This window comes from Rahnella sp. BIGb0236 (assembly GCF_004364755.1).
In the GTDB taxonomy this organism is placed as follows: domain Bacteria; phylum Pseudomonadota; class Gammaproteobacteria; order Enterobacterales; family Enterobacteriaceae; genus Rahnella; species Rahnella victoriana.
The window spans coordinates 407832-429820 of record NZ_SOAO01000001.1; the positions used below are offsets into that span (position 1 = coordinate 407832).

Sequence of the window (21989 nt, forward strand, 5' to 3'; positions counted from 1 at the left end):
GTTTTTTTAAACGCGATCAGGCGGCTTGTGTTTCATGCAGATGACGCCACAGAATTTTCCCTTGTGCGTCCACCTCAAACACTGCCGTCGAATAACGTAACGTTTCCGGCTGGCCGGGCAACTGCTGGCGTTCCTGATAGGCAATGACCGCGCCCGACTCACTTTCTGCAATAACGACCGGTGCTTCAACATCAATCTTCAGCCCGCTTTTAGCGCCCCGCTGCGCCCCGAAAAAGGCACAGAGTGCCGGATGATCCAGCCGGTGGCCGGTGAGGGTCACCATCGAATAGGCCGGACTAAACCGCGCCAGCAACTGGTCACAAACCTGCTGAGGTGCCGCGGCGTCTGAGAACCAGCGCTGAATTAACACATGCGCATCAAACACTTCTTTCACAAACCGATTCATGTTCTTTCCTTTTGAAGTTCTGTTGATGCCGTTCCTGCACAATGTCACGCCCCGGCAGCCGCAGACACAACACGACCGGCACCATAACGCTGACGGCGGCAAAAATAAACGCCAGCCGGAAGGCCGATTGCGGCAGGTAAATCTGCAAAATATTCAGCATCACGCTGACCAGCGTCACGCCAAGACAAAAACTCAGCTGGCGGTTGATGTTCCACAACGCGCTGGCATCGGCCAGTTGCTGCGTCGGAATATGCAAAAACGCGCCACTTTGCGCCGTGCTGCTGCACAAACTGCTGCCCGCCCCCATCAGCGTGAACGCCGCGATCGCCAGCCAGGATTGTGCGGGAAACCCGCTGAGCAGCGCCAGCAAGCCAATGCCCGCGCCCTGAATCAGGCAGCCGGGAATAAACAGCGCCCGCGGCCCGATCCGGTTAAACATTTTGCCGGTAAAACTGATGGCAGCAAACGACGCCAGCGACCACGGCAACATCAGCGCGCCCGACTGCGCCGCCGTGAAATGCTGCTCATTTTGCAGATACAGCATGGCGATCAGGCTGACGCCGGTAAACACACCGGGAATGCACTGATACATCAGCATACCGGTGCGCAGCAGCGGATCTTTCATCAGCGTCAGATCCAGCAACGGCGCAGGGTGTTTTCGCGATATCCGCACAAACATCGTCATCAGACAGGCACCCGCCAGCAATAAAACGCTGCCGGTCTGCCATTCACTGTTGTCACCCAGCGACGTCAGCCCCCATAACACCAGCGCCAGCCCGCCATTCAGCAGCGCAAATCCTTTGAGATCGAACCGCCCTGCCGGTTCACGCGGCGTTTCTGGCAACCAGCAAAGCGCCAGGATCCACGCCAGAAATGCCAGCGGCAGACTGGCGAGAAATACCCAGCGCCAGTTAAAGCTGTCCACGATAATGCCGCCGACGGCCGGGGAAAGCGCCGGAGCCAGCAGCCCGACCAGCATGATCACCGACGAAAGTCGGGCGCGTTCATGGCTGCGGTACAGCGCATAGGTCAGCGTCTGGCCGACCGGGATCAGCAGCCCGCCACCGATCCCCTGCACAATACGCCAGCTGATCAGCGAAACCAGACTCTGCGCACTTCCCGCGCCCGCTGACGCAAGCATAAAAATCATCGGCGAACAGGTGAATATCCGCCTTGCGCCAAAACGCACAGCCAGCCAGCGGCTGAGCGGAATAACCAGCGTCAGGCCCAGAATATAGCCGGTACTGACCCAGGCCAGCGCACTGACCGGCGCAGCAAACTGCCGCGCGATACCGGGATACGCAACGTTAGCGATAAACATGTTGATCAGATCAACGAAAAAACCCAGCAAATACACCGCGGCAACCCGCGCCCTGTGACTCATCTGCACTCATCCACGGTTGGTTAAGGCGGGCAATCTACCGGAGATAATGTCCGGGATAAACGGGCGCGGCGCAGTTACACTGTCAAAATAATTTTGACAGTAAGGAAGCGTGACATGCTGAATTTGCAACGGCTGGAGATTTTTGTCGCGGTGGTTAACGCAGGCAGTTTTACCGGCGCGGCGGCCTCGCTCGGGCTGACCAAAGCGGTAGTGAGTTTTAATGTAAAGCAGCTGGAAAGTGAAACCGGCGTCGCCCTGCTGACCCGCAGCACCCGGCGGCTGGCGCTGACGGGATCGGGCGAACGTTTTTATCAGCGTTGTCAGGATTTATTGCAGGAAGCCGAAGCGGTACTGGACGACGTGCGGCGCGATCACGGCGGACTGAGCGGCCAGTTGAGGATCACCAGTACGCCGGAATACGGCGCGCGGGTGGTGGTTCCGGCGCTGGCGGCCTTTGCTGCCCTGCATCCGCAACTGCGCATTCAGCATGTCGCGTCTTCACAGCACGATGACCTGATCGCCGGACGCTTTGATCTGGCGATCCGTCTCGGCCAGCTCGCCGATTCAAGTCACCATGCCGCCACACTGGGCAGTTTTGAAATACGCCCCGTGGCCTCTGCACAGTATTTACAGCAGGCAGGAAAAATTGAAACGCTGGCGCAACTGGCGCAGGCCAGATGGATCGCCCACAGCCGCCTGCCGCTGCCGATGAACTGGCCGGTAACCGACAGGGCGGGAAAACCAAACCCGTTTCGCGTGACCACTCCGCCCGCCATTGTAGCGGACAGCGCCTCGGCGTTACTGGCGTTTGCGCTGGCAGGCGCAGGCGTCGCCCTGCTGCCGGACTGGCTGGTGCAGCTGGAAATCGACGCGCAACGTTTATGCCCTTTGCTGCCCGATCATCGTTTTCCGCCACAGGGCATTTTTGCGCTCTATCCCAACACCCGCCACGTTCCGGAAAAGGTGCGGCGGTTTATTGATTTTCTGCAAAGCAGGCTGGCACTCTTCCCCGCTCAGGCTAAGATTTAATTCAGCTAACGTAAGGGAAATGTTCATTATGATCATCGAAACATCGCGGTTGCGGCTCAGGCCGGTGGAGGCTGAAGATGTCGGTTCACTTTTTGCCATTTACGGCGATCCGCAAACCCATCTGTTTAATCCGCGTGGCCCGCTTGCGGATAGGGCAGCGGCACAAGAAAAACTGAACGGCTGGTTACAGGAATGGCGGGATCACGGTTTCGGACACTGGGCGATTGCGCGGAGTCATAAGCCGGAGGAAATTATCGGTTTTGGCGGTCTTGGCGTGCGTGAAGGCTACGAAAATCACCGGGTGTTCCTCGGTTATCGTTTTGCGACATCCGCGTGGGGAAAAGGGCTGGCGACGGAATTTGCCAGTGCGTCACTCAATACCGGTTTTGAGAAACTCGGCATCACGCGGATCTCCGCCACGGTGCGTGAAAATCATCTGGCATCACAGCGCGTCTTGCAAAAAATCGGTATGGAGAAAGTCGGTTTCGAAGGCGACCCGCTCCACGGCATCGGCAGCTATCTTTACCGGCAGACCGACAGACGCCTGCTGCGCTGAATCTCAGGACGCCCTCCGGCCTGAGTTCAGATAAATCCGAGTCTCAGGCATCACCGGCTTTTTTTTCCTGAAAATACCTGTACAACTTCGCCCATCTTGTATAACTTTATAATCACACTGGTAATCATTACTCACACATCTATTAACATAAGGGTTAATTATGCGTCAGAACAGACACAACGGTATGTCTGCGGACATGTCACCTTCCTTATACAATCAGGTATTTTCTGAAGAGGAAACCATGGGGCGCGTTGTCGTTGAAATTCTGCAGGCAGGAAAAAACCTTAATCGCAAAGCGTTATGTTCAAAACTTTTAAATCGTGTTGAAGCCGCTGGCAGTGAAGAAGAGGAAAAGCATTATATGAAGCTTATCCGTATGGTTCTTGAGCGAGATTCATGATCCTCTTTAATTAATTTCGTAGTGCAACGATTGGCTTCATAGCATTTCAGTTCGACATATTATGCGGGCATGATTCATTCACGGCCTACCCCTATTTTATGCCTGAAGGCGTAGAATATTTACTCTGAACCTGAAGCTAATCTGCCCAAGACCTTTGGCCGGCGTATATTCAGAGGCTGCTAATATGTATAGAAGTAATGAAGAAAGACTGACTGATAAGCTGATAGGTGAGGCTGTTATTTCCTTGCTTAAATCAAAGAGTCCAATATCCACCGACCGACTCATTGCGCAATTACAGTTTATGGCTGTAAGCGCAGACAACATAAATCGAAAAAGTGCCTGCGAACGGATTATTAATGAGATCCGCCATGATCTGGCTGATAAGCGTGCGCGAATCAGTTACGAGGTGCGGGACGTCGACAATGTACGACACTTTTTCAATGCTGAAGGGCCGTCCGATGACAAGAAAAAACATTGATACATCAAACGTATATGCCACAAGCCATAGCGATTCGATGTCATTAAACCCCTCACAGTCAGTGACAGACTCTGTGCGTAATTCAGACGTGTATCAATATTTTAGCAAAGCAGGCGAACTCTTTTTAAGCGAAACAGAAGTATTAGGTGCCGCTATTCGTCAGATTCTGGCCGAGAAAGGCACAGTTACTAATAAGGCCATTATTTTACATCTGATAACCCGGCTTGAATGCACGACGGATGTCGTGCAATTAGATATTCTGCGCAGTGCACTGGAAATGGTGGTGGGCATGACGCCCGATGATTTCACTGTCTGATAACCGCGGGTTCATTTAATCATCTTCACGCTCAGTGTTAAATCTGGCGTGCATTCTCATCAACAGCAAGTGCGGAGGGTATTAAAATGCAAGATGTGTCTTATACTCATGTGAAATTGGCGGATTATATTCTGACGGAAGATCCGGAACTTCTGCTCGGCAATGAAACCGTCATCCGTATTTATAATAATTTAAAAAAGCATAAACAACAGGTCACCCATAAAGACATTATTCTTTGTTTAATCCAGAGAATTGAGCAGGAAAGTGACGACAGCAAGCAGAATATTTACTTAGAAGCCCTTGAATACGTGGTTTACCGCACGCCGGACGATGATACGATTTAAGCTATCAACGGCGTGGGGACAGGAATTTGTGAATCAGTCCGCAAACAGAGCCTGTTTAGCGGACTGATTTATATAATGCTACTCAGAATACCTTCATCATAATAAGGATATTACAGGTTAAGGATGCCGGACGGATATTCCGATTTAACTTCCGGCCAGGTCACCACCGGCGCGCCATTGAGCCTTGGCGCAGCAAACAACGCGCCCTGAAAATTACACACCCCTGCCGCATCGAGCCACATCCATTCTTCCGGCTTTTCTACACCCGTCGCAATCACTGAAATTTCCAATGCAGAGCAAAATCTGATGATGGCCTGAACCACGGCCTGTTTCGAACCGCTGGTGTGGATGTCACAAATCATCTCGCGATCAATCATAATTTTGTCAGGCTGGCACTGGGTCAGCAGCAGCAACCCCGCCGATCCTGCGCCGAAGTCATCAATCGCCAGCCGCATTCCTGAGGCTTTTAGCTGCTTCAGCGCACGGGTGAAACTCTCTTCGCGGGTCACGACGCCATTCTCTGTGATTGCCACCACGATCTGCTCCGGCACCAGTCCATGCGCCGTGATTTCCTCAACCAAAAAATCCACCGCATCCGGCAATCGGGATAACGTCATCGGCAAAAGTTTGATGGACAGCGTGTTATCGCTGATCCCCATCTTTTGTGCCAGCGCAAAAGCCAGCTTTTTAGATTTCAGATCGGCTTCATAAATGGTGGTGCGGGAAAGCGTGGAAAAATATTCCATCGGAGAACGCCCCCCCGGACCGCACAGATTGGCCTCCCAGGAGATAATCTCGCGGCTTAGCGGATCAACGACCGGTTGAAATGTGAAGCTGTAATCCTGCATCTCAGGAAAGAGTAACCCTGCCTCCGGTTTCAGTGGCTCATCGGCGATGAAAGACCACGTACTGGCGGGCAGGATTTCGAGATAATTTTCCTTTTCCCGCGCCTGCACAAAGGTACATAAAAATTGAAGCGCACGGTCTTCATAAGTCAGCCGATATTTGGACGTTCCTTTATCCAGAACCGCCTGCAGGACGACATCTTCGTGATGGTGTCTGAGGTCAAAAATTTCCATTCCCACATTGCCGAAGCGGCGTGAGGGCGCGTAATCGCGCATAAGAGTGACGACATTATTATGGCGCTGATCCCGGCAAATCGTCTGATATATGACATCAACGGCCTCTTCAGGCCCTTCGAGCAACTGGAAAAAATGCGTACCATCAAAAAGCAGAATACCGGTAATGCCGGATATTTCATTTTTAACGTTGGCGCGCGACACCATATCGTCCAGCGAGGCAGGCCGCACAGACTCACTGATGTGGCTGCGGTAAACGAGGGTTAAAAGCATTGAGGTTTTCCAGGACAGGCTGAGTGTTAACCTTCACGATAACAGAAATTTAACTTATGAAAAAAGCACAATGGATAAATTTCCCTTTCCAATACGGTTCAGAATAACCCGCCGGCTGACACTTAAGAGTCATGGCGCTGACGCCAGTTTGGAGGATAATCGCGGTATTCGATTCACTTTTTAGGAAACCACGGAATGACTCAGCCACTTGCGCCAGAAGACTATTACACCGAAAAATACGGCCTGACCCGTACCCACTCTGAAATCCTCCACGCCGCACAGTATGTTCAGCCCGGCAAGGCGCTGGATCTGGGCTGTGGCAGCGGGCGTAACTCGCTGTATCTCAACCTGAAAGGCATTGATGTCACGGGCTGGGATAACAACCCGTTAAGCGTCGCAAAAGTGAATGAGATTATTGCGGCCGAATCCCTGCAACATATCCATATCAGCGAACAGGATCTGAACACCCATCGTTTCGGTGGCGAATACGATTTTATCTTTTCCACTGTGGTGATGATGTTCCTGCAACGTGACAGCATTCCGCACATCATTGCCGATATGCATGCCGCCACCAAAACCGGCGGCTACAACCTGATTGTCGCAGCGATGGACAGCCCGGATTATCCGTGTCCGCTGCCCTTCCCGTTTACCTTCCGGCCGGAAGAACTGCGTAATTATTATCAAGGCTGGGAGATTGTGAAATACAACGAAGAAGTGGGCGAACTGCATAAACGTGACGAAAACGGCGACCGTTACAAACTACGCTTTGCGACGCTGCTGGCAAGAAAAGTCTGATATCTGCCGGCATCCGGCTGGCAGGCCATGCAGATCCTGACTTTTCGGCTAGACTTAAATTCCACCCAAAAAGGAGCGCGATATGTCATCACAAGACTTTGATAAAGATCCTAACCGTGTGGAAGATAAAGTAGAAAACACGGTTAACCAGTTCGCCGGTGAGGCACAAAAGCAATTTGGAGATTTTGTCGATTCTCCTAAACACCAGCTGAAAGGTGCTGCCCGCAAATATTCCGCGCAGGCGGGTGAAGTGGTTTCTGATGTGGCGGATAAGATCAAAGAGAATCCGCTGTCGGGACTGATTGCCGCCGGTGCGATTGGCGTGGTGCTGGGCCTGCTTTTAGGTCGCAAGTAACCTCAGCAAAGAAAGCCCTGTCCGGGCTTTCTTTGTTTCCCCTGCCGTTTTTCACAGTCCCTTGCTCACCAGCAGCGCCGCCTGCACAAAAATTTCATCCTCCAGCCCGTCCCCTTTTTTGCGTCCGAGTCGTCGTAATTCCTCAACAATGCTTTCGCGGCAGATCATCGTTCTGCTGGTAATCAGTCCCATCACGGCGGCACCGATGGCCAGTCCGATTAATCCTGTTTTTTCGTTTTCGTCCTTCATTTTTACCCCGGTAAATTATTTTAGTTTTTAAGGCAATGCACAGTATCTATAGCTGATCTTGCGCGAGTTGTCAGAGTTCACACCCCCGTCAACTTGGCCGGGATCGCATTTTTCTATTAGGGTTAAAAGACACCCCCAGCAGAAAAACCGGAGGAAAACGATGACGCAACCCTCTTCACCGCAGTCCGCAGAAGCGGAACTCAGACAAGTTGACCGCTACTGGCGGGCGGCAAATTACCTCTCTGTCGGACAAATCTACCTGATGGATAACCCGCTGCTGCGCGAACCTCTCAAACCTGAGCACATCAAACCACGGCTGCTGGGTCACTGGGGCACCACGCCGGGACTGAACTTTATCTATGCCCATCTCAACCGGGCTATCTGTCAGCGGGATCTGGATGTCATTTATATCTGCGGCCCCGGACATGGCGGACCGGGGATGGTGGCCAATACCTGGCTGGAAGGCAGCTACAGCGAGATTTACCCCGATATCAGCGAGGATGCCAGCGGCATGCAAAAACTGTTCAGGCAGTTTTCGTTTCCCGGTGGCATTCCCAGTCATGCCGCACCTGAAACCCCCGGTTCGATTAACGAAGGCGGCGAGTTAGGCTATTCGCTGTCGCATGCTTTCGGGGCGGTGTTTGATAATCCGGATCTGGTTGCCGCCTGCGTCATTGGCGACGGGGAAGCCGAAACCGGCCCGCTGGCCTCAAGCTGGCATGGGATTAAATTCCTCAATGCCGTACGCGACGGCGCGGTGCTGCCGGTGCTGCATCTTAACGGCTATAAAATCGCTAACCCGACCATTCTCGGACGCATGAGCGATGAAGATCTGCGCCAGTTGTTTTCCGGTTACGGCTACGAGCCGTTGTTCGTCAGCGGCCACGAACCCGAACAGATGCATATTCAGATGGCGCGGACGCTGAACATTGCGCTGGATATCATTAAAGATCATCAGCAGCGCGCCCGTGCCGGTACGCCGACCCAGGGCGTGCCGCGCTGGCCGATGATCGTTCTGCGCAGTCCGAAAGGCTGGACCGGGCCAAAAACTGTTGATGGCAAAAAAGTCGAAGGTTTCTGGCGTGCGCATCAGGTGCCGGTTTCCTCCTGCCGTGAAAACGACGAGCACCGTAAAATTCTTGAGGACTGGATGCGCAGCTACCACCCTGAGGATTTATTCGATGAGCAGGGGCGGCTGCAACCGGATTTGCGCGCGCTGGCGCCACAGGGCGATAAACGCATGGGCGCATCACCTTTCGCCAACGGTGGCAGGCTGCGGCGCGAACTGGTGCCTGCGGAACTGGCGAAATTCGCGGTAACGCTCACCTCGCGCGGCGAACCGCAGGTGCAATCGACGGAAATGCTCGGCCGCTATCTGGCGGATATCTTTACCCTCAATCACGATAATTTCCGCCTGTTTGGCCCGGATGAGACCGCCTCTAACCGGCTCAGCGATGTGTTTGATGTCACTGACCGCACCTGGCTGGAAGACATCGAACCTTACGATGAGCAGCTGTCACCGGATGGCCGGGTGATGGAAATTCTCAGTGAACATCAGTGTCAGGGCTGGCTGGAAGGGTATCTGCTCACCGGACGGCACGGGCTGTTCAACTGCTACGAAGCCTTTATTCATATTGTCGACTCCATGTTTAACCAGCACGCCAAATGGCTGAAAGTGACGCGCAAACTGCCGTGGCGACAGCCGATTTCGTCGCTCAACTATCTGCTTTCCTCCCATGTCTGGCGGCAGGATCACAACGGCTACAGCCATCAGGATCCGGGTTTTATGGATCACGTCGCTAACAAGAAAGCCGACATCGTGCGGATTTATCTGCCGCCGGATGCCAATACGCTGCTGTGGGTGGCGGATCACTGCCTGCAAACCTGGGACCGCATCAACGTGATTGTGGCCGGTAAACAACCTGCGCCGCAGTGGCTGTCGGCGGAAGAAGCCGCCGCGCATTGTGCGACCGGTATGGGCATCTGGCCGTGGGCGGGCAATGAGCAGGACGGCACCGAACCCGATGTGGTGATGGCCTGCGCGGGGGATGTGCCAACCATGGAGACGCTGGCCGCCGTCGATCTGTTGCGGGAATATCTGCCGGATCTCAGCGTGCGGGTGGTGAACGTGGTGGATATCATGGCATTGCAGACAGAGGAACAGCACCCTCACGGACTGAGCGAGGCGGCGTTCGACGATATCTTCACGCAGAACAAACCGGTGATTTTCGCCTTCCACGGCTATCCGAGCCTGATCCACCGGTTAACCTATCAGCGTAATAATCACCGCAATTTCCACGTCAGCGGTTTTATGGAAGAAGGCACCACCACCACGCCGTTTGATATGACGGTCCTCAACGAGCTGGATCGCTTCCATCTGGCGCAGGCAGCCATTGTGCATACGGAGAAACTGCAAGGCAAAGCGGATGACATTCTGGATGATTTGCAGGAGAAAATCGCCGCTCACCATCGTTACGTACGGGAATATGGCGAGGATTTACCGGAAGTCCGCAACTGGAAATGGCCGTCACAACAGGGAAGCGACGGCGCGCCGGAGTAATTCGGGCAGCAAAAAACACTGCACGCGAAAGGTGTGCAGCGTTTTTTAGCGTAAAGGCGTCAGGCTCAGCGTTTCATCATCACATGCCGGATGGCCTTCGCCGGAAAACACATAGAGTATGCCCGCCGGAAAAATACCCTGCGCCAGCTCGCCGAGTTTGAGCGCGGTTAGCTGCGTGATTTCACATACGGATATCCACGCTGTAACACTGTCCTGTCCCGCACACGGGCGACATGTTGCGCGGGATAACCGGTTCAATTTAAGGGACACAGCCTCACGGTTAAAATCCTCTACGATGCTGAAGGTACGGGGAATGTCAGTGTCACGACAAGTGGCTGACAACTGTGTGCCGAAACAGTCAATTCTGACAACCTCCCTTCGCGCCAAATCATTATTCCCCTTTTTAATTCAACGAATTAAACGAACCCATCAGTTTGGCATGTCCCATGCTTGATACCTCATTCAACCTTTGAATTGAGCAACGTCGAGCGGGAGAGTGAGTCATGCCGAGAAAAATGAAAACCATGGACGGGAATACGGCGGCAGCCTATGTGTCTTATGCCTTCACGGATGTCACCGCGATTTACCCCATAACACCTTCGACGCCGATGGCAGAAAGTGTTGATGAATGGGCGGCGCAGGGTAAAAAAAATCTGTTTGGTCAGACCGTAAAAATCATGGAGATGCAGTCCGAGTCTGGTGCCGCCGGGGCAATACACGGCGCCTTGCAGGCCGGCGCTCTGGCGACCACTTATACCGCTTCGCAGGGGTTGTTGTTAATGACGCCTAACATGTACAAGATTGCCGGTGAACTGCTGCCTGCAGTTTTTCATGTCAGTGCACGTGCTCTGGCAACCAACTCGTTAAACATCTTTGGGGATCACCAGGACGTCATGGCTGTTCGTCAGACCGGTTGCGCCATGCTGGTAGAAAGCAGCGTCCAGCAGGTGATGGATCTTGCCGCAGTGGCACATCTGACGGCCATAAAAGGACGTATCCCGTTTATCAATTTCTTTGATGGTTTTCGTACTTCTCACGAAATCCAGAAAATCGACGTTCTCGATTATGAAGATTTGGACGCCTTGCTGGACCGGGAGGCCGTTGCACGCTTTCGCCAGAACGCCTTACATCCGGATCATCCTGTTATCCGGGGTACGGCGCAAAACCCGGATATTTATTTCCAGGAGCGTGAGGCATCAAATAAATTCTATATGGCTCTGCCGGAAATGGTGGAGTCATATATGGCAAAAATCAGCGCCCTCACCGGTCGGGAGTATCACCTGTTCAACTATTACGGTGCGCCGGATGCGGTGCGGATGATTATTGCTATGGGGTCGGTGTGCGAAACTATTCAGGAAACGGTGGATTATCTCAATGCCTGCGGCGAGAAAGTCGGCGTTCTGACAGTCCACCTTTACCGGCCTTTTTCCTTGCAGCATTTTTTCAAATATATTCCGAAGAGTGTCAGCAATATTGCCGTTCTGGACCGGACTAAAGAACCCGGATCACTGGCAGAACCGCTTTATCTCGATGTGAAAAGTGCGTTCTATAACAGCGACTGGCGTCCGGTAATTGTCGGCGGTCGCTATGCACTGGGCGGCAAAGATATTTTGCCTTCACACATTATGTCCGTCTTCGATAACCTGGCTTCTGAACGTCCGCGCGATGGTTTTACTGTGGGGATCAACGACGATGTTACCTTCACCTCATTGCCTCCCTCAGACCGTCATCCTGATATGTCCTCCAACGGAACGACGGCCTGCAAATTCTGGGGGCTGGGTTCAGACGGTACCGTCGGGGCCAACAAAAGTGCCATCAAAATTATCGGCGACAACACCGACATGTTCGCGCAGGCCTACTTCGCTTATGACTCTAAAAAGTCCGGTGGCGTCACGATGTCGCATCTGCGTTTCGGTCATAGCCCTATCAAATCCCCGTATTTAATCGACAAAGCCGATTTTATTTCCTGTTCTCAGCAATCTTACGTCAGCAAATACCACCTGTTGGCGGGGCTGAAACCGGGCGGAACCTTCCTGCTCAACTGTAACTGGGATGTCGCTGAACTTGACGAAAAACTGCCTGTTGCCATGAAGCGTTACATTGCCGCAAACAATATCCAGTTTTATATCGTCAATGCCATCGGGATCGCCCAGAAACTGGGGCTGGGCGGGCGCTTTAATATGATCATGCAATCTGCTTTCTTCAAACTGGCAGACATCATTCCTCCGGCTCAGGCAGTGGAATATCTTAAACAGAGCATTGAACATACATACGGTAATAAAGGCCAGAAGGTGGTTGAAATGAACAATCTGGCGGTGGACAGCGGCATTGAGTCTGTGTTGCAGGTCAATGTACCCGTGGCGTGGAACCATCTTGAAGACAAGGTTGTGTCGCCTAAAGCGTTACCTGCATTTATCAAAAATATTCTGATCCCGATGAACCGGCAGGAAGGCGATTCGTTACCCGTCAGCGCCTTTAACGGCATCGAGGATGGATCATTCCCCTCCGGCACGGCGGCCTATGAAAAACGCGGTGTGGCGATTGACGTGCCGGTGTGGCAGCCGGACAAATGTACCCAATGTAATCAATGTGCCTTTATCTGCCCGCATGCGGCTATCCGTCCCGTGTTGATTTCTGAGGAAGAGAGGCAACTTGCGCCGGCAGGGTTCAGCGCCAGACTGGCCAGCGGAGCAGAAAATGCCTGGTATCGTCTCGCCATTTCTCCGCTCGACTGCTCCGGCTGTGGTAACTGTGCAGATGTCTGCCCGGTCAAAGGCAAGGCGCTGGCCATGCAGTCGCTGGGATCGCAGGAACATGAAATTGACCTGTGGGAACATGCGCTCAGCCTGACACCCAAAGCCAATCCGCAAAACAAATTCACTGTCAAAGGCAGCCAGTTTGAACAACCTCTGCTGGAGTTCTCCGGTGCCTGCGGGGGTTGCGGTGAAACACCTTACGCCAAACTGGTGACTCAGTTATTTGGCGACAGAATGATGATTGCCAATGCGACCGGATGTTCATCGATCTGGGGCGCGAGCGCACCTTCTATTCCTTATACCACTAACCACAAAGGGCAAGGGCCGACCTGGGCCAACTCACTTTTTGAAGATAACGCCGAGTTTGGCCTTGGCATGCTGCTGGGTGTGGATGCGATCCGCGATACCCTCGCCACACAGGTTAAAGCGGCGCTCGACAACGCGCCGGATGTGCCACTGGATGCGGAACTCGCCGCGTGCCTGCGTGACTGGCTGGCAAATAAAGATCAGGGCGAAGGCACCCGTGAGCGGGCGGAAAAAGTGGTGACACTTCTGGCTTCGCAGACGCCAGGGAAAAATCCGCACACAGACACCCTCTATGCCCACCGCGATTATCTGGCAAAGCGTTCTCACTGGATATTTGGCGGTGACGGCTGGGCCTACGATATCGGCTTCGGAGGATTAGATCATGTGCTGGCATCGGGTAAGGACGTCAATGTTCTGGTGTTTGATACCGAGGTCTATTCCAACACGGGCGGTCAGTCGTCTAAATCGACGCCTGCGGCCGCCATTGCGCAATTTGCGGCTAACGGCAAGAAAACCCGAAAGAAAGATCTGGGCATGATGGCGATGAGTTACGGCTATGTGTATGTCGCACAGATCGCGATGGGGGCCGACAAAAATCAGACCTTACGGGCGATTGCTGAAGCCGAGGCCTATCCGGGGCCGTCTCTCATTATTGCTTACGCTGCCTGTATCAACCACGGTTTGCGTATCGGTATGGGATGCAGCCAGCGCGAAGCGAAACGCGCTGTCGAAGCAGGATATTGGGCTAATTACCGTTATCACCCGCAACTGAAAGAAGCCGGTAAAAACCCGTTCATTCTCGATTCTGAGGAACCTGAAGAGGATTTCCAGGCATTTCTGGCAGGCGAAGTGCGCTACTCGTCATTGAAAAAGCTGTATCCGGAATTTGCCGAGTCTCTGTTTAAAAAGACCGAAGACGATGCACGCGAAAGACTTGAAGGCTATAAAAAACTCGCGTCATCCTGAGAGAAAACGGCGAGTCGTCATGGCATTAATCTTTTAATAAACATGTGATATATCAGGAGATGATTATGACTACCATCGGTATTTTTTTTGGGTCTGATACCGGACAAACAAGAAAAGTTGCGAAGCTTATCCACCAGAAACTGGACGGGATTGCCGACGCGCCCCTGGATGTCCGGCGCGCAACCCGCGAACAGTTTTTATCCTACCCGGTCTTGCTGTTAGGTACGCCAACGCTGGGCGATGGGGAGCTACCTGGTGTGGATGCAGGCAGTCAGTACGACTCCTGGCAGGAGTTCACCAACACGCTGTCTGAAGCTGATCTGAGCGGTAAGACGGTGGCATTATTCGGGCTGGGCGATCAGCTTAACTATTCCAAAAATTTTGTTAGCGCAATGCGGATCCTCTATGACCTGGTCATTGCGCGTGGTGCCAGTGTTGTCGGTAACTGGCCGCGTGAAGGCTATAAATTCTCGTTTTCCGCTGCACTGCTGGAAAACAATGAGTTTGTCGGCCTGCCACTGGATCAGGAAAATCAATACGACCTGACAGAAGAGCGTATTGACAGCTGGCTGGAGAAGCTTAAACAAGCTGTGCTTTGACCCCGTTGTGATGCCCGCTCTAAATATAAAACCAGCCATCAGGCTGGTTTTGGTTTTTTGGCGGGTATCCGGTTTTCGCATACTGTCTCTGGTCATTGCAGGTGAAACAAGCAGAATCTGAGACGATGCGCCTAATCTTCCGGCGCAAAACAGGCATTCCATTCACAGCATTCGTCACAACTTGGCGAGCGGCAGACGATTTCGCCCAGCGACCCAAGACATTGCTGGCGGTAGAAGAACTTTTTCCAGCGCATGTTCTGATGATTGAGCCTGACCAATTCAGGAAAGCAATCGGTCATGAGGTCGCGCAGTTCGGCGCGGGAATCCAGCCCCAGATCCTGCCACAGATGGTCAAACCCCATCGAGGCTGTGGCAATCAGTTCATGCATCGGCGCGGCCTCCGGCACCAGTGACTGTGCGAGCCACTGTGCCAGTTGTTTCCGCTCACAGCTACGTGCCTGCTGCAACAGCCCGAGCAGTTTTTGCTGCTCGAGTTGTAACGTTGAAAGCACCGGTGCGATGCGTCCGGTATGTTGCAGTAAAGCCTGCCAGGCGGCGTCTTCCAGGCCCATCTGTGGCGGAAAACGTGAGCGCCCGGTCAGGTGCAGTGACAGCAACCGGCTTAACCACCCCTGCGCACCGTTCATTACGCCACCCCGCGAATGCTGATTTCACTCCCGGCCAGCTTTCGTTGCTGCCACCATTGCGCCAGCACGGTGTCAACCGGCTGCCAGGCGCCGTCGACCTGCGGTTCAATGCCCGCCGCTTCCAGGCGTTTCCAGGGTGTCAGGCCAATGCGGGCACAGAATACCGCTTTGACATCGGCCAGCAGTTCCAGCAATGCATCCATGTTCTGCGCCGCATCTTCCGGCTCGCAGTCATCCGGCGAGCGGCAATAGCGTGGCGTAAAACGCTGCCCGACCTGCATCACACCTGCCGCCGACAGGCTGTACAGCGTAAAACGATCGGCGTGACCGAAATGCTGATCAACAGCCTGCCCCTGTGACGTTGCGACCGCCACCAGACAGGCGTCCGCTTCTTCGGATCCGCCCTGCGATACAATACTTGCGTGAAGCTGCGCGCGCTGATGCAGCACCGGTAAGTAAGGCGGCGGATTAACCGGCACGGATGCCAGCGGGAAAGCTGCATTGCGGTCTTCACCCAGCATGCCGATGGCGTCTGCGCGGCACTGATGGCAGTGCGTCATCTGCGGCATCGAAATACCGCAGGATTTTCGCACCGAGGCCACCATAGCGGCATCCGGTTCCGCCTGCCCGTTCAGCCCGAAAACGGTGCCGTGTTCCGGACGTGAAATCAGCGGCATGATGTTATGCAAAAACGCGCCCCATTCGCCCGCCTGCTGGCTGACCGCCTGCATATGCTGGTCGTTAATCCCCGGGATCAGCACTGAGTTGATTTTCACCAGCACGCCTTTTTCAATCAGCTTTCTGATGCCTTCAGCCTGCCGTTCGATCAGTAAGTCTGCCGCCATCCGCCCGGTATAACGCTCACCTTCATACCACAGCCAGGCATAGATTTTTTCAGCAACAGCCGGATCCAGCGCATTCATCGTCACTGTCACGTGATCCACACCGATATCCACCAGCCGGTCCACCACATCCGGCAACATCAGGCCATTGGTGGAAAGACACAGTTTGAGATCCGGCAATTGCTGGCGCAGCAGTTCGAGGGTCTGGAACGTGCGACCGATATTGGCCAGCGGATCGCCTGGCCCGGCAATACCGACCACGGAAAGTTGCGGGATCGCCGCTGCCACCTGACGGGCTTTGGCGACAGCCTGTTCGGGAAGCAACAATTCCGACACGACGCCCGGACGTGATTCGTTACTGCAATCGTATTTCCGGTTGCAGTAATTACATTGCAGATTACAGGCCGGGGCGACGGCCAGATGCATACGGGCAAAGCGGTGATGTCCGCTGACGGAATAACACGGATGCTGCGCCGCTTTACGGGCCAGTTGTTCATTAACACGGGGCTGGCTTTGGCCGGAGCAACCCGCAGAGGAAGGACAGGATGTCATAGCGGTAAACCTTAATCAGCAGAAGGTTCTGAATATCTGCAAAGGTTATACCGCCGAAAAAAATGATAAAAACCGTTATTTATTAGCATATTAAAACTTATTCGTGCGCGGTTTTTTTGTCAGGTTCACGGCGTTGTGCCGACATTGTTTCAAAAGCAACAAGGCCGGCACGCCACCGTGTGAGGATATCAGATCAGATACGGTGCATGTTGATGTCCATAATCTGGATTCGGTAGGCAATCTGGCGCGGTGTCATGCCCAGCAGTCGGGCCGCTTTGGCCTGCACCCAGCCGGTTTTCTCCAGTGCGGCAATCACCCGCTGGCGTTCGTCGAGTTCCTGATCCAGCCAGCTTTCATCTGTCGCCAGCGGCAGGCCGGGTTTGACGGACAGCGCCGGGGATTCGTGGTGATTGAACAGGATCACGTCGCGGTCGATCAACCCTTCATCGGTCATTACCGACGCCCGTTCGAGACAGTTTTCCAGTTCACGCACGTTGCCCGGCCAGCTGTAGGTCATCAGCAAACGCACCGCACCGTCGCTGATGCGCAGTTCCCGCCCCTGACGCAGCGCAATCTTTTTGACCAGAAACGGCGCCAGATCGGCGATATCATCCAGCCTTTCACGCAGTGCAGGCAGCGAAACCGGCATCACGTTCAGGCGATAATACAGGTCTTCGCGAAAATTCCCGGCACGCACTTCTTCCTCAAGATTACGGTTGGTGGCAGCAATAATGCGCACATCGACTTTCAGCGTGGTATCGCCGCCGACCCGTTCCATTTCACCTTCCTGCAAAATGCGCAGCAGTTTGGCCTGAAACGACGCGCTCGATTCACCAATTTCATCGAGAAATAATGTGCCGCCGTCCGCCAGTTCAAAGCGCCCTTTTCGGGTGCGTATAGCGCCGGTAAACGCCCCTTTTTCATGGCCGAACAGCTCACTTTCCAGCAAGTTATCCGGCAGTGCCGCACAGTTAAATTTCACAAACGGCGCGGCTGCTCGTGGCGAGTTGTAATGAATGGCATTGGCGATAAGCTCCTTACCAGTGCCGCTTTCGCCACGTACCAGCACGGTGGTATCCCATTTGGAAACCTGACGTAAAATGTCCATGGTCTGGCGCATCGCCTGACTTTTACCGACCATCTGCTCGAAACCAAACTGACGCGGGACGCTGCAACGCACCGGCGTCTGGGCTGGCAAAGACTCCGGCGGCGTGGCGGAACGCAGCGGCTGGCTGATGAGATTCGCCACCATTTCTAAAAAACGCGTACTGGCCGGAAGACGGTCTTCATGCAGCGCCATCGGCTGTGCCACCAGCACGCCCGCAGGCTGATTATCCGCACCGGGGATTGGCACGCCAATCAGCGGCAGGCTGTAATCGTAAATATTCAGGCGGTCAAGGAAACGCTGGTCGTCTGAAACGCGCGGCAACACCAGCGGCTGACACTGGCTCATCACTGCACCAATCACACCTTCTCCCACGCGGTAACGGACATGGCGGGTCTCTTTTTTCCTTTCGCCGTCGATACCGTGCAGCGACTCCACAAACAACGCATTACGTTCTTTATTGAACAGACACACCATGCCGTATTGCATAAAAGCATGTTCGTGCAGCACTTCGAGGATCGCCTCCAGTGCGCGCGCGGTATTGCTTTCCTGACTCAGCGCCACGCTGATACGGTAAAGAGCCGTAAACTGGGCAGACATATCAAAGCGCCGGACAACCGGCCCGGCGGTAGGTGACTGGGTCATTTTAAGCCTCCGGAGATAACCTGCTGTACCGGCAGGCGTAGCGTCAGAGAAGTACCGCCATCCGGGCGGCCCGAGAGATCTAAAGAACCACGGTGATGGGCGATCAGCGTCTGGATAAGACGCAGTTCCATACCATTCCCCGGACGGGAAAACGCCGCTTCCGGACGGGCATAACGTACCAGCTCACGCGGCACGTTATCGGTAATGTCAAAACACAGCCAGCCAGCGTCCTGCCTGGCCACAATACTCACCGAAAGCGTCAGAGACGGCATGGTCTGCGCTTGTGACAACGTGTGATCAATCCATAAGCTAAGGGCGGTAAGGATTTGCGTTCGTTGCCCGAAGGCATGCAAATCAGCCGGTGTGACCACACAACGCAATTCGCCCTCACTGAGAAAATGGCTGTCGTACAACGCGTTCAGATCGTCGAAAAATTCACTCACAGGCCATTCGGCCTGCGGTTCAAAATCCAGTGACGGACGACAGGCTTGCAACCGGCTTACCGCCTGCTCACCCTCACGCCAGGCAAATTCCAGTGCCATGTTATTGCCTTCTTCGCCATTAAGACGACGCGCAGCCGCCAGCATATTGATAGGCCCGTTAAGCTGGATAAGCGCGGCATCGAGGGATTCGCGGATGGCCGCCAGTAATTTGCCGTTGGTAAGTTTTTGCTTGAGACGGTCAAGATAACCCTGCAACTGACGGTGATGCTGATCGGTGCAGTCGGTGAGAACAATCAGTTTTCCGCGCGCGGTAATGCCGGTAAAGAAGCGGCTGGCCTCTTCATTGACGCCCTGCAATGTCCACTGACCGAAAGAAAACCACCGTACGTTGCCGCGCATCGAAACCGGCACCGGTTCGCCGCTGTTCAGTTCCTCTTTGAGTTGCGGATAGCCCATTTCGGCCAGCAGTTCTTTACCACCACAGTCAGCGCACAATGTTTTGTAGGCCAGATTGTCCATCACCACATTGTCCTGTTCATCCACCACCACCACGGCAGCGGGAATGTTATTCAGTACTTCCGTGAATAAGGTGATGTGATTACGTAACCGCTGTTCCAGCGCGTATTTCTCGCTGATATCTTTGTGCATGCCGAGGTAATGCTCCACCTGCCCGTCCGCGCCTAAAACAGGCGTGATAGTGACATCCGCCAGATAAAGTGAACGGTTATTACGCCGGTTGATCAGCTGGCCGCTCCAGGGTTTACCCTGCAATAACGTGCGCCACATCTCGTCATAGATATGTTTCGGCGTTTGCTGGCTGGCCAGCAGCCGGTGGTTTTCCCCCATCAGCGTCTCAAGTGCAAAACCCGTCTGGCGGCAGAATGCCGGATTGGCATAACAAATGCGCGCCTGCGGATCGGTCAGCGAAATCGCCACCGATGATTGTTCAACCACGGTATAAAACAGTGAAGGATGTTGCAGCGACAAACGGCTGGCGATATTCCCCTCAGGAAATGATGCTGATAACGCCGTAATGCTCATGTCTTTCTCCCCTTTATTGCGCAATGCCGGAACCCAAATCACACCTGAACCACCCGTAATAACCCTGCAATATGCAGGCCTTTCGCGGACTCATCTGAACAAAGGTTGATCTGAACAGGGTGTTTTCAGGGTTAAGACGCAAAGTTGAATCTTTTTTGCCACAAAGCAGGCAGACAGCGGCGCGGCATCATGCAGGAGAAGGGTTCCCCCTGCGCCGTTATAAGGCAGCGCAGGACGGAAATGAACGATTGTTGTGCAAAGCGGGCAATGAAACTGGCAGGGAAATACCGGTTCAGGCGCTGATCAGTTGCCGGATCCAATGGCGCTGAAACTGTTTCTGCTGGCGGCTGGTCAGTTGCTGACGCACCAGCAATAAGGCATCGGCTTTTGGCAAAGGTTGCGGCAGGCGGATTTGTTCGCACAACAACAGATGCCAGCCCAGTTCGGTTTCAATACCGGTGCTGAGTTGTCCGGCCTCAAGGCGAAACAGCACATCTTCAAGCTGCGGGTAAAGAATGCCGCGCCCCACCCAGCCAAGCACACCGCCGCCCATCGCACTCGGGCAGTGAGAATATCGCAGCGCCTCGCGGGCAAACAGCTCATGCCCGTCACGCACACGGTGCGCAATGGCTTCAATCTGATCATGAACCGCCGGAGAATTGCCTTCCACGGTCAGTAACAGATGGCGGGTGTAACGCTGTTCTGGACGGATAAAATGCTGCGCGTGCCCGCGATACCATGCCTCCACCTGCGCATCATCCGGCAGCGGTGCCTGTTGCTGCACCCAGTTTAACTGTTCGCGCAACAGCGTCTGATGTAACACCAGTTCTTCGGTCTCGGTGACAGTCAGTCCCAGCTCAGGCAGCTCGGCCGCCAGCGCCTGCCGCGTCACGTCTACCGACTGCGGTTCAATAGTGAGAGATCTCGCCAGCGCCGCCTGCGTCACGGCTTCTTCTATCACCTGCTGACGCTGCCAGGCTTCGATAAACTGCTGATACTGTGCTGACGCCGGGCTGAGTTCTTCACTCAGGTTCATCTGTTTTGCCAGCTTCCGGCGGCTGTAGCGGTGCCACACAGGGATACTCATGCCAGCTCCTCCTCGAGCTTCAGCGCATGTTCGGGCACCTGAAATATCCGCTGCGCAAACAAAACCTGATAATGAAAAATGCTGTCCAGCGGTTCACAGCCCATCACGCGGCCCATGCCACCCGGCGGCACCACCACTTCACCACGGATAACCAGACTGCGACGCGAACTGACCCGGTCACCGTATTGAAAAGCACCCGCCAGCCAGGGGGCATCACCGGCGATCAGCTCCTGTTCGCGACAGCCGACAATCAGGTCGTCGTCGAGAAAATGCACCTGATACACGATGGTGTCCTGCAAAAATACCCCCCATTCACGTACGTATCCCAGACTGCCACGGCGGATCAGTAAGTCGCCGCGCGTTTTACCCGCGAACGTACCGTCATCGCGTACGATGCGTGTCACTCTCACCTGCTGGTCGACCTCAAATACCGGTTTCATGGCCTTACCTCCAGCAACTCGTTCCAGTCGATAAAGCTGCCGTTATTACGCTGATACACCGCCAGCACGGACTGCGTATTCAGCGGCCCGGCCACGGTGTGCTGGTAGCTTTCGGCCAGCAGACGCCGGGCCAGGCGCCAGTCAGCGCGGTCAGATTCTTCCTCATTGACAACGTGTACCGGCACGGCTGCCGTCAGCCGCTGGTTAAACTGCGCCATGATGTGCAGATGGCGGCTGCGTAACAGGAGCGGGTCCACCTCCAGTTCGAAAAAATCGAAAAACGACTGCGCCGATCCCAGCTCATCAACGCCTTCAATACGGGTAAACCAGTCCATA

22 protein-coding genes are annotated in these 21989 nt (G+C 54.2%); 10 read left to right on the forward strand and 12 right to left on the reverse strand.

Annotated elements, in window-relative coordinates; genetic code table 11:
- Positions 1–16 precede the first annotated feature (16 nt).
- Together EDF78_RS01750 and EDF78_RS01755 are read right to left on the reverse strand one after the other, a co-directional pair.
- Positions 17–406 (reverse strand): DUF4440 domain-containing protein, encoded by a 390-nt coding sequence (locus EDF78_RS01750; RefSeq protein ID WP_095925352.1) that lies wholly within the window; start codon positions 404–406, stop codon positions 17–19.
- Positions 378–1790, reverse strand: coding sequence for an MFS transporter (locus EDF78_RS01755; RefSeq protein ID WP_133822373.1), 1413 nt, complete (start codon positions 1788–1790; stop codon positions 378–380). The genes EDF78_RS01750 and EDF78_RS01755 overlap by 29 nt, the downstream gene beginning before the upstream one ends.
- 114 nt (positions 1791–1904) lie before the next feature.
- Here EDF78_RS01755 and EDF78_RS01760 point away from each other — a divergent pair, with 114 nt between their 5' ends.
- From EDF78_RS01760 to EDF78_RS01785, 5 genes are all read left to right on the forward strand, one after another.
- Entirely contained in the window at positions 1905–2819 is a 915-nt protein-coding gene (locus EDF78_RS01760) for a LysR family transcriptional regulator (RefSeq protein ID WP_133822374.1), read from the forward strand.
- A gap of 28 nt (positions 2820–2847) precedes the next feature.
- Positions 2848–3375: a GNAT family N-acetyltransferase gene (locus EDF78_RS01765; protein ID WP_133822375.1), complete on the forward strand. Its 528-nt coding sequence runs from the start codon at positions 2848–2850 to the stop codon at positions 3373–3375.
- A gap of 160 nt (positions 3376–3535) precedes the next feature.
- Positions 3536–3775 carry a regulatory protein YcgZ gene (gene ycgZ / locus EDF78_RS01770; protein WP_095925355.1) on the forward strand — a complete coding sequence of 80 codons (240 nt, stop codon included), beginning with the start codon at positions 3536–3538 and terminating at the stop codon, positions 3773–3775.
- A gap of 515 nt (positions 3776–4290) precedes the next feature.
- Positions 4291–4569, forward strand: a complete 279-nt coding sequence (locus EDF78_RS01780; protein WP_232770914.1) for a biofilm/acid-resistance regulator YmgB/AriR — start codon at positions 4291–4293, stop codon at positions 4567–4569.
- Between the two features lie 86 nt (positions 4570–4655).
- Positions 4656–4913, forward strand: a complete 258-nt coding sequence (locus EDF78_RS01785) for a biofilm development regulator YmgB/AriR family protein (protein WP_095925358.1) — start codon at positions 4656–4658, stop codon at positions 4911–4913.
- A 110-nt stretch (positions 4914–5023) separates the two neighbouring features.
- Here the strand turns inward: EDF78_RS01785 and EDF78_RS01790 are convergent, their stop codons facing one another.
- Entirely contained in the window at positions 5024–6265 is a 1242-nt protein-coding gene (locus tag EDF78_RS01790; RefSeq protein WP_133822377.1) for a diguanylate phosphodiesterase, read from the reverse strand.
- Positions 6266–6460: 195 nt separating this feature from the next.
- On the opposite strand from EDF78_RS01790, the gene tehB reads away from it, so the two are divergent.
- Both tehB and EDF78_RS01800 read left to right on the forward strand, forming a co-directional pair.
- The gene (gene tehB / locus EDF78_RS01795) at positions 6461–7060 is read left to right on the forward strand and encodes a tellurite resistance methyltransferase TehB (RefSeq protein ID WP_133822378.1); all 600 of its coding nucleotides are present in this window, start codon (positions 6461–6463) and stop codon (positions 7058–7060) included.
- 82 nt (positions 7061–7142) lie between these two features.
- Complete coding sequence (locus tag EDF78_RS01800) at positions 7143–7415, forward strand: CsbD family protein (protein ID WP_095925361.1); 273 nt, start codon at positions 7143–7145, stop codon at positions 7413–7415.
- A 51-nt stretch (positions 7416–7466) separates the two neighbouring features.
- Here EDF78_RS01800 and EDF78_RS01805 read toward each other — a convergent pair whose 3' ends face one another.
- A complete protein-coding gene (locus EDF78_RS01805; protein WP_095925362.1) occupies positions 7467–7664 on the reverse strand; it encodes a hypothetical protein in 198 nt (65 codons plus the stop codon).
- 160 nt (positions 7665–7824) lie between these two features.
- Here EDF78_RS01805 and EDF78_RS01810 point away from each other — a divergent pair, with 160 nt between their 5' ends.
- Positions 7825–10224 carry a phosphoketolase family protein gene (locus EDF78_RS01810; protein WP_133822379.1) on the forward strand — a complete coding sequence of 800 codons (2400 nt, stop codon included), beginning with the start codon at positions 7825–7827 and terminating at the stop codon, positions 10222–10224.
- 45 nt (positions 10225–10269) lie between these two features.
- On the opposite strand, the gene EDF78_RS01815 is transcribed toward EDF78_RS01810, so the two are convergent.
- Complete coding sequence (locus EDF78_RS01815; RefSeq protein WP_133822380.1) at positions 10270–10494, reverse strand: hypothetical protein; 225 nt, start codon at positions 10492–10494, stop codon at positions 10270–10272.
- 233 nt (positions 10495–10727) lie between these two features.
- On the opposite strand from EDF78_RS01815, the gene nifJ reads away from it, so the two are divergent.
- Positions 10728–14252, forward strand: coding sequence for a pyruvate:ferredoxin (flavodoxin) oxidoreductase (gene nifJ, locus EDF78_RS01820; protein ID WP_133822381.1), 3525 nt, complete (start codon positions 10728–10730; stop codon positions 14250–14252).
- Between the two features lie 65 nt (positions 14253–14317).
- Complete coding sequence (locus tag EDF78_RS01825; protein WP_119825872.1) at positions 14318–14851, forward strand: flavodoxin; 534 nt, start codon at positions 14318–14320, stop codon at positions 14849–14851.
- Positions 14852–14982: 131 nt separating this feature from the next.
- Here the strand turns inward: EDF78_RS01825 and EDF78_RS01830 are convergent, their stop codons facing one another.
- From EDF78_RS01830 to EDF78_RS01860, 7 genes are all read right to left on the reverse strand, one after another.
- The gene (locus EDF78_RS01830) at positions 14983–15498 is read right to left on the reverse strand and encodes a nitrogen fixation protein NifQ (protein ID WP_133822382.1); all 516 of its coding nucleotides are present in this window, start codon (positions 15496–15498) and stop codon (positions 14983–14985) included.
- Positions 15498–16892 (reverse strand): nitrogenase cofactor biosynthesis protein NifB, encoded by a 1395-nt coding sequence (nifB, locus tag EDF78_RS01835; protein WP_133822383.1) that lies wholly within the window; start codon positions 16890–16892, stop codon positions 15498–15500. The genes EDF78_RS01830 and nifB overlap by 1 nt, the downstream gene beginning before the upstream one ends.
- A gap of 193 nt (positions 16893–17085) precedes the next feature.
- Positions 17086–18642, reverse strand: coding sequence for a nif-specific transcriptional activator NifA (nifA, locus tag EDF78_RS01840; RefSeq protein ID WP_119825866.1), 1557 nt, complete (start codon positions 18640–18642; stop codon positions 17086–17088).
- Entirely contained in the window at positions 18639–20126 is a 1488-nt protein-coding gene (gene nifL, locus EDF78_RS01845) for a nitrogen fixation negative regulator NifL (protein ID WP_119825864.1), read from the reverse strand. The genes nifA and nifL overlap by 4 nt, the downstream gene beginning before the upstream one ends.
- Positions 20127–20418: 292 nt before the next feature.
- Positions 20419–21213, reverse strand: coding sequence for a nitrogen fixation protein NifM (gene nifM, locus EDF78_RS01850; RefSeq protein ID WP_119825862.1), 795 nt, complete (start codon positions 21211–21213; stop codon positions 20419–20421).
- On the reverse strand, positions 21210–21653 hold the full coding sequence (locus EDF78_RS01855) for a nitrogen fixation protein NifZ (protein ID WP_119825860.1): 444 nt from the start codon (positions 21651–21653) through the stop codon (positions 21210–21212). Before EDF78_RS01855 ends, nifM begins: the two co-directional genes overlap by 4 nt.
- A complete protein-coding gene (locus EDF78_RS01860; RefSeq protein ID WP_119825858.1) occupies positions 21650–21988 on the reverse strand; it encodes a nitrogenase-stabilizing/protective protein NifW in 339 nt (112 codons plus the stop codon). Before EDF78_RS01860 ends, EDF78_RS01855 begins: the two co-directional genes overlap by 4 nt.
- Position 21989: the final 1 nt, after the last annotated feature.

What these genes read in the sequence shown, in the direction of transcription:
- nifJ (WP_133822381.1), top strand. Translation starts at nt 10,728, where the DNA reads ATGCCGAGAAAAATGAAAACCATGGACGGGAATACGGCGGCAGCCTAT.
- EDF78_RS01855 (WP_119825860.1), bottom strand. Translation starts at nt 21,653, where the DNA reads ATGAAACCGGTATTTGAGGTCGACCAGCAGGTGAGAGTGACACGCATC.
- EDF78_RS01750 (WP_095925352.1), bottom strand. Translation starts at nt 406, where the DNA reads ATGAATCGGTTTGTGAAAGAAGTGTTTGATGCGCATGTGTTAATTCAG.
- EDF78_RS01805 (WP_095925362.1), bottom strand. Translation starts at nt 7,664, where the DNA reads ATGAAGGACGAAAACGAAAAAACAGGATTAATCGGACTGGCCATCGGT.
- EDF78_RS01760 (WP_133822374.1), top strand. Translation starts at nt 1,905, where the DNA reads ATGCTGAATTTGCAACGGCTGGAGATTTTTGTCGCGGTGGTTAACGCA.
- EDF78_RS01780 (WP_232770914.1), top strand. Translation starts at nt 4,291, where the DNA reads ATGTCATTAAACCCCTCACAGTCAGTGACAGACTCTGTGCGTAATTCA.
- nifL (WP_119825864.1), bottom strand. Translation starts at nt 20,126, where the DNA reads ATGAGCATTACGGCGTTATCAGCATCATTTCCTGAGGGGAATATCGCC.
- tehB (WP_133822378.1), top strand. Translation starts at nt 6,461, where the DNA reads ATGACTCAGCCACTTGCGCCAGAAGACTATTACACCGAAAAATACGGC.
- EDF78_RS01755 (WP_133822373.1), bottom strand. Translation starts at nt 1,790, where the DNA reads ATGAGTCACAGGGCGCGGGTTGCCGCGGTGTATTTGCTGGGTTTTTTC.
- EDF78_RS01785 (WP_095925358.1), top strand. Translation starts at nt 4,656, where the DNA reads ATGCAAGATGTGTCTTATACTCATGTGAAATTGGCGGATTATATTCTG.
- EDF78_RS01830 (WP_133822382.1), bottom strand. Translation starts at nt 15,498, where the DNA reads ATGAACGGTGCGCAGGGGTGGTTAAGCCGGTTGCTGTCACTGCACCTG.
- EDF78_RS01860 (WP_119825858.1), bottom strand. Translation starts at nt 21,988, where the DNA reads ATGGACTGGTTTACCCGTATTGAAGGCGTTGATGAGCTGGGATCGGCG.
- EDF78_RS01790 (WP_133822377.1), bottom strand. Translation starts at nt 6,265, where the DNA reads ATGCTTTTAACCCTCGTTTACCGCAGCCACATCAGTGAGTCTGTGCGG.
- EDF78_RS01800 (WP_095925361.1), top strand. Translation starts at nt 7,143, where the DNA reads ATGTCATCACAAGACTTTGATAAAGATCCTAACCGTGTGGAAGATAAA.
- nifB (WP_133822383.1), bottom strand. Translation starts at nt 16,892, where the DNA reads ATGACATCCTGTCCTTCCTCTGCGGGTTGCTCCGGCCAAAGCCAGCCC.
- EDF78_RS01810 (WP_133822379.1), top strand. Translation starts at nt 7,825, where the DNA reads ATGACGCAACCCTCTTCACCGCAGTCCGCAGAAGCGGAACTCAGACAA.
- EDF78_RS01825 (WP_119825872.1), top strand. Translation starts at nt 14,318, where the DNA reads ATGACTACCATCGGTATTTTTTTTGGGTCTGATACCGGACAAACAAGA.
- nifM (WP_119825862.1), bottom strand. Translation starts at nt 21,213, where the DNA reads ATGAGTATCCCTGTGTGGCACCGCTACAGCCGCCGGAAGCTGGCAAAA.
- nifA (WP_119825866.1), bottom strand. Translation starts at nt 18,642, where the DNA reads ATGACCCAGTCACCTACCGCCGGGCCGGTTGTCCGGCGCTTTGATATG.
- ycgZ (WP_095925355.1), top strand. Translation starts at nt 3,536, where the DNA reads ATGCGTCAGAACAGACACAACGGTATGTCTGCGGACATGTCACCTTCC.
- EDF78_RS01765 (WP_133822375.1), top strand. Translation starts at nt 2,848, where the DNA reads ATGATCATCGAAACATCGCGGTTGCGGCTCAGGCCGGTGGAGGCTGAA.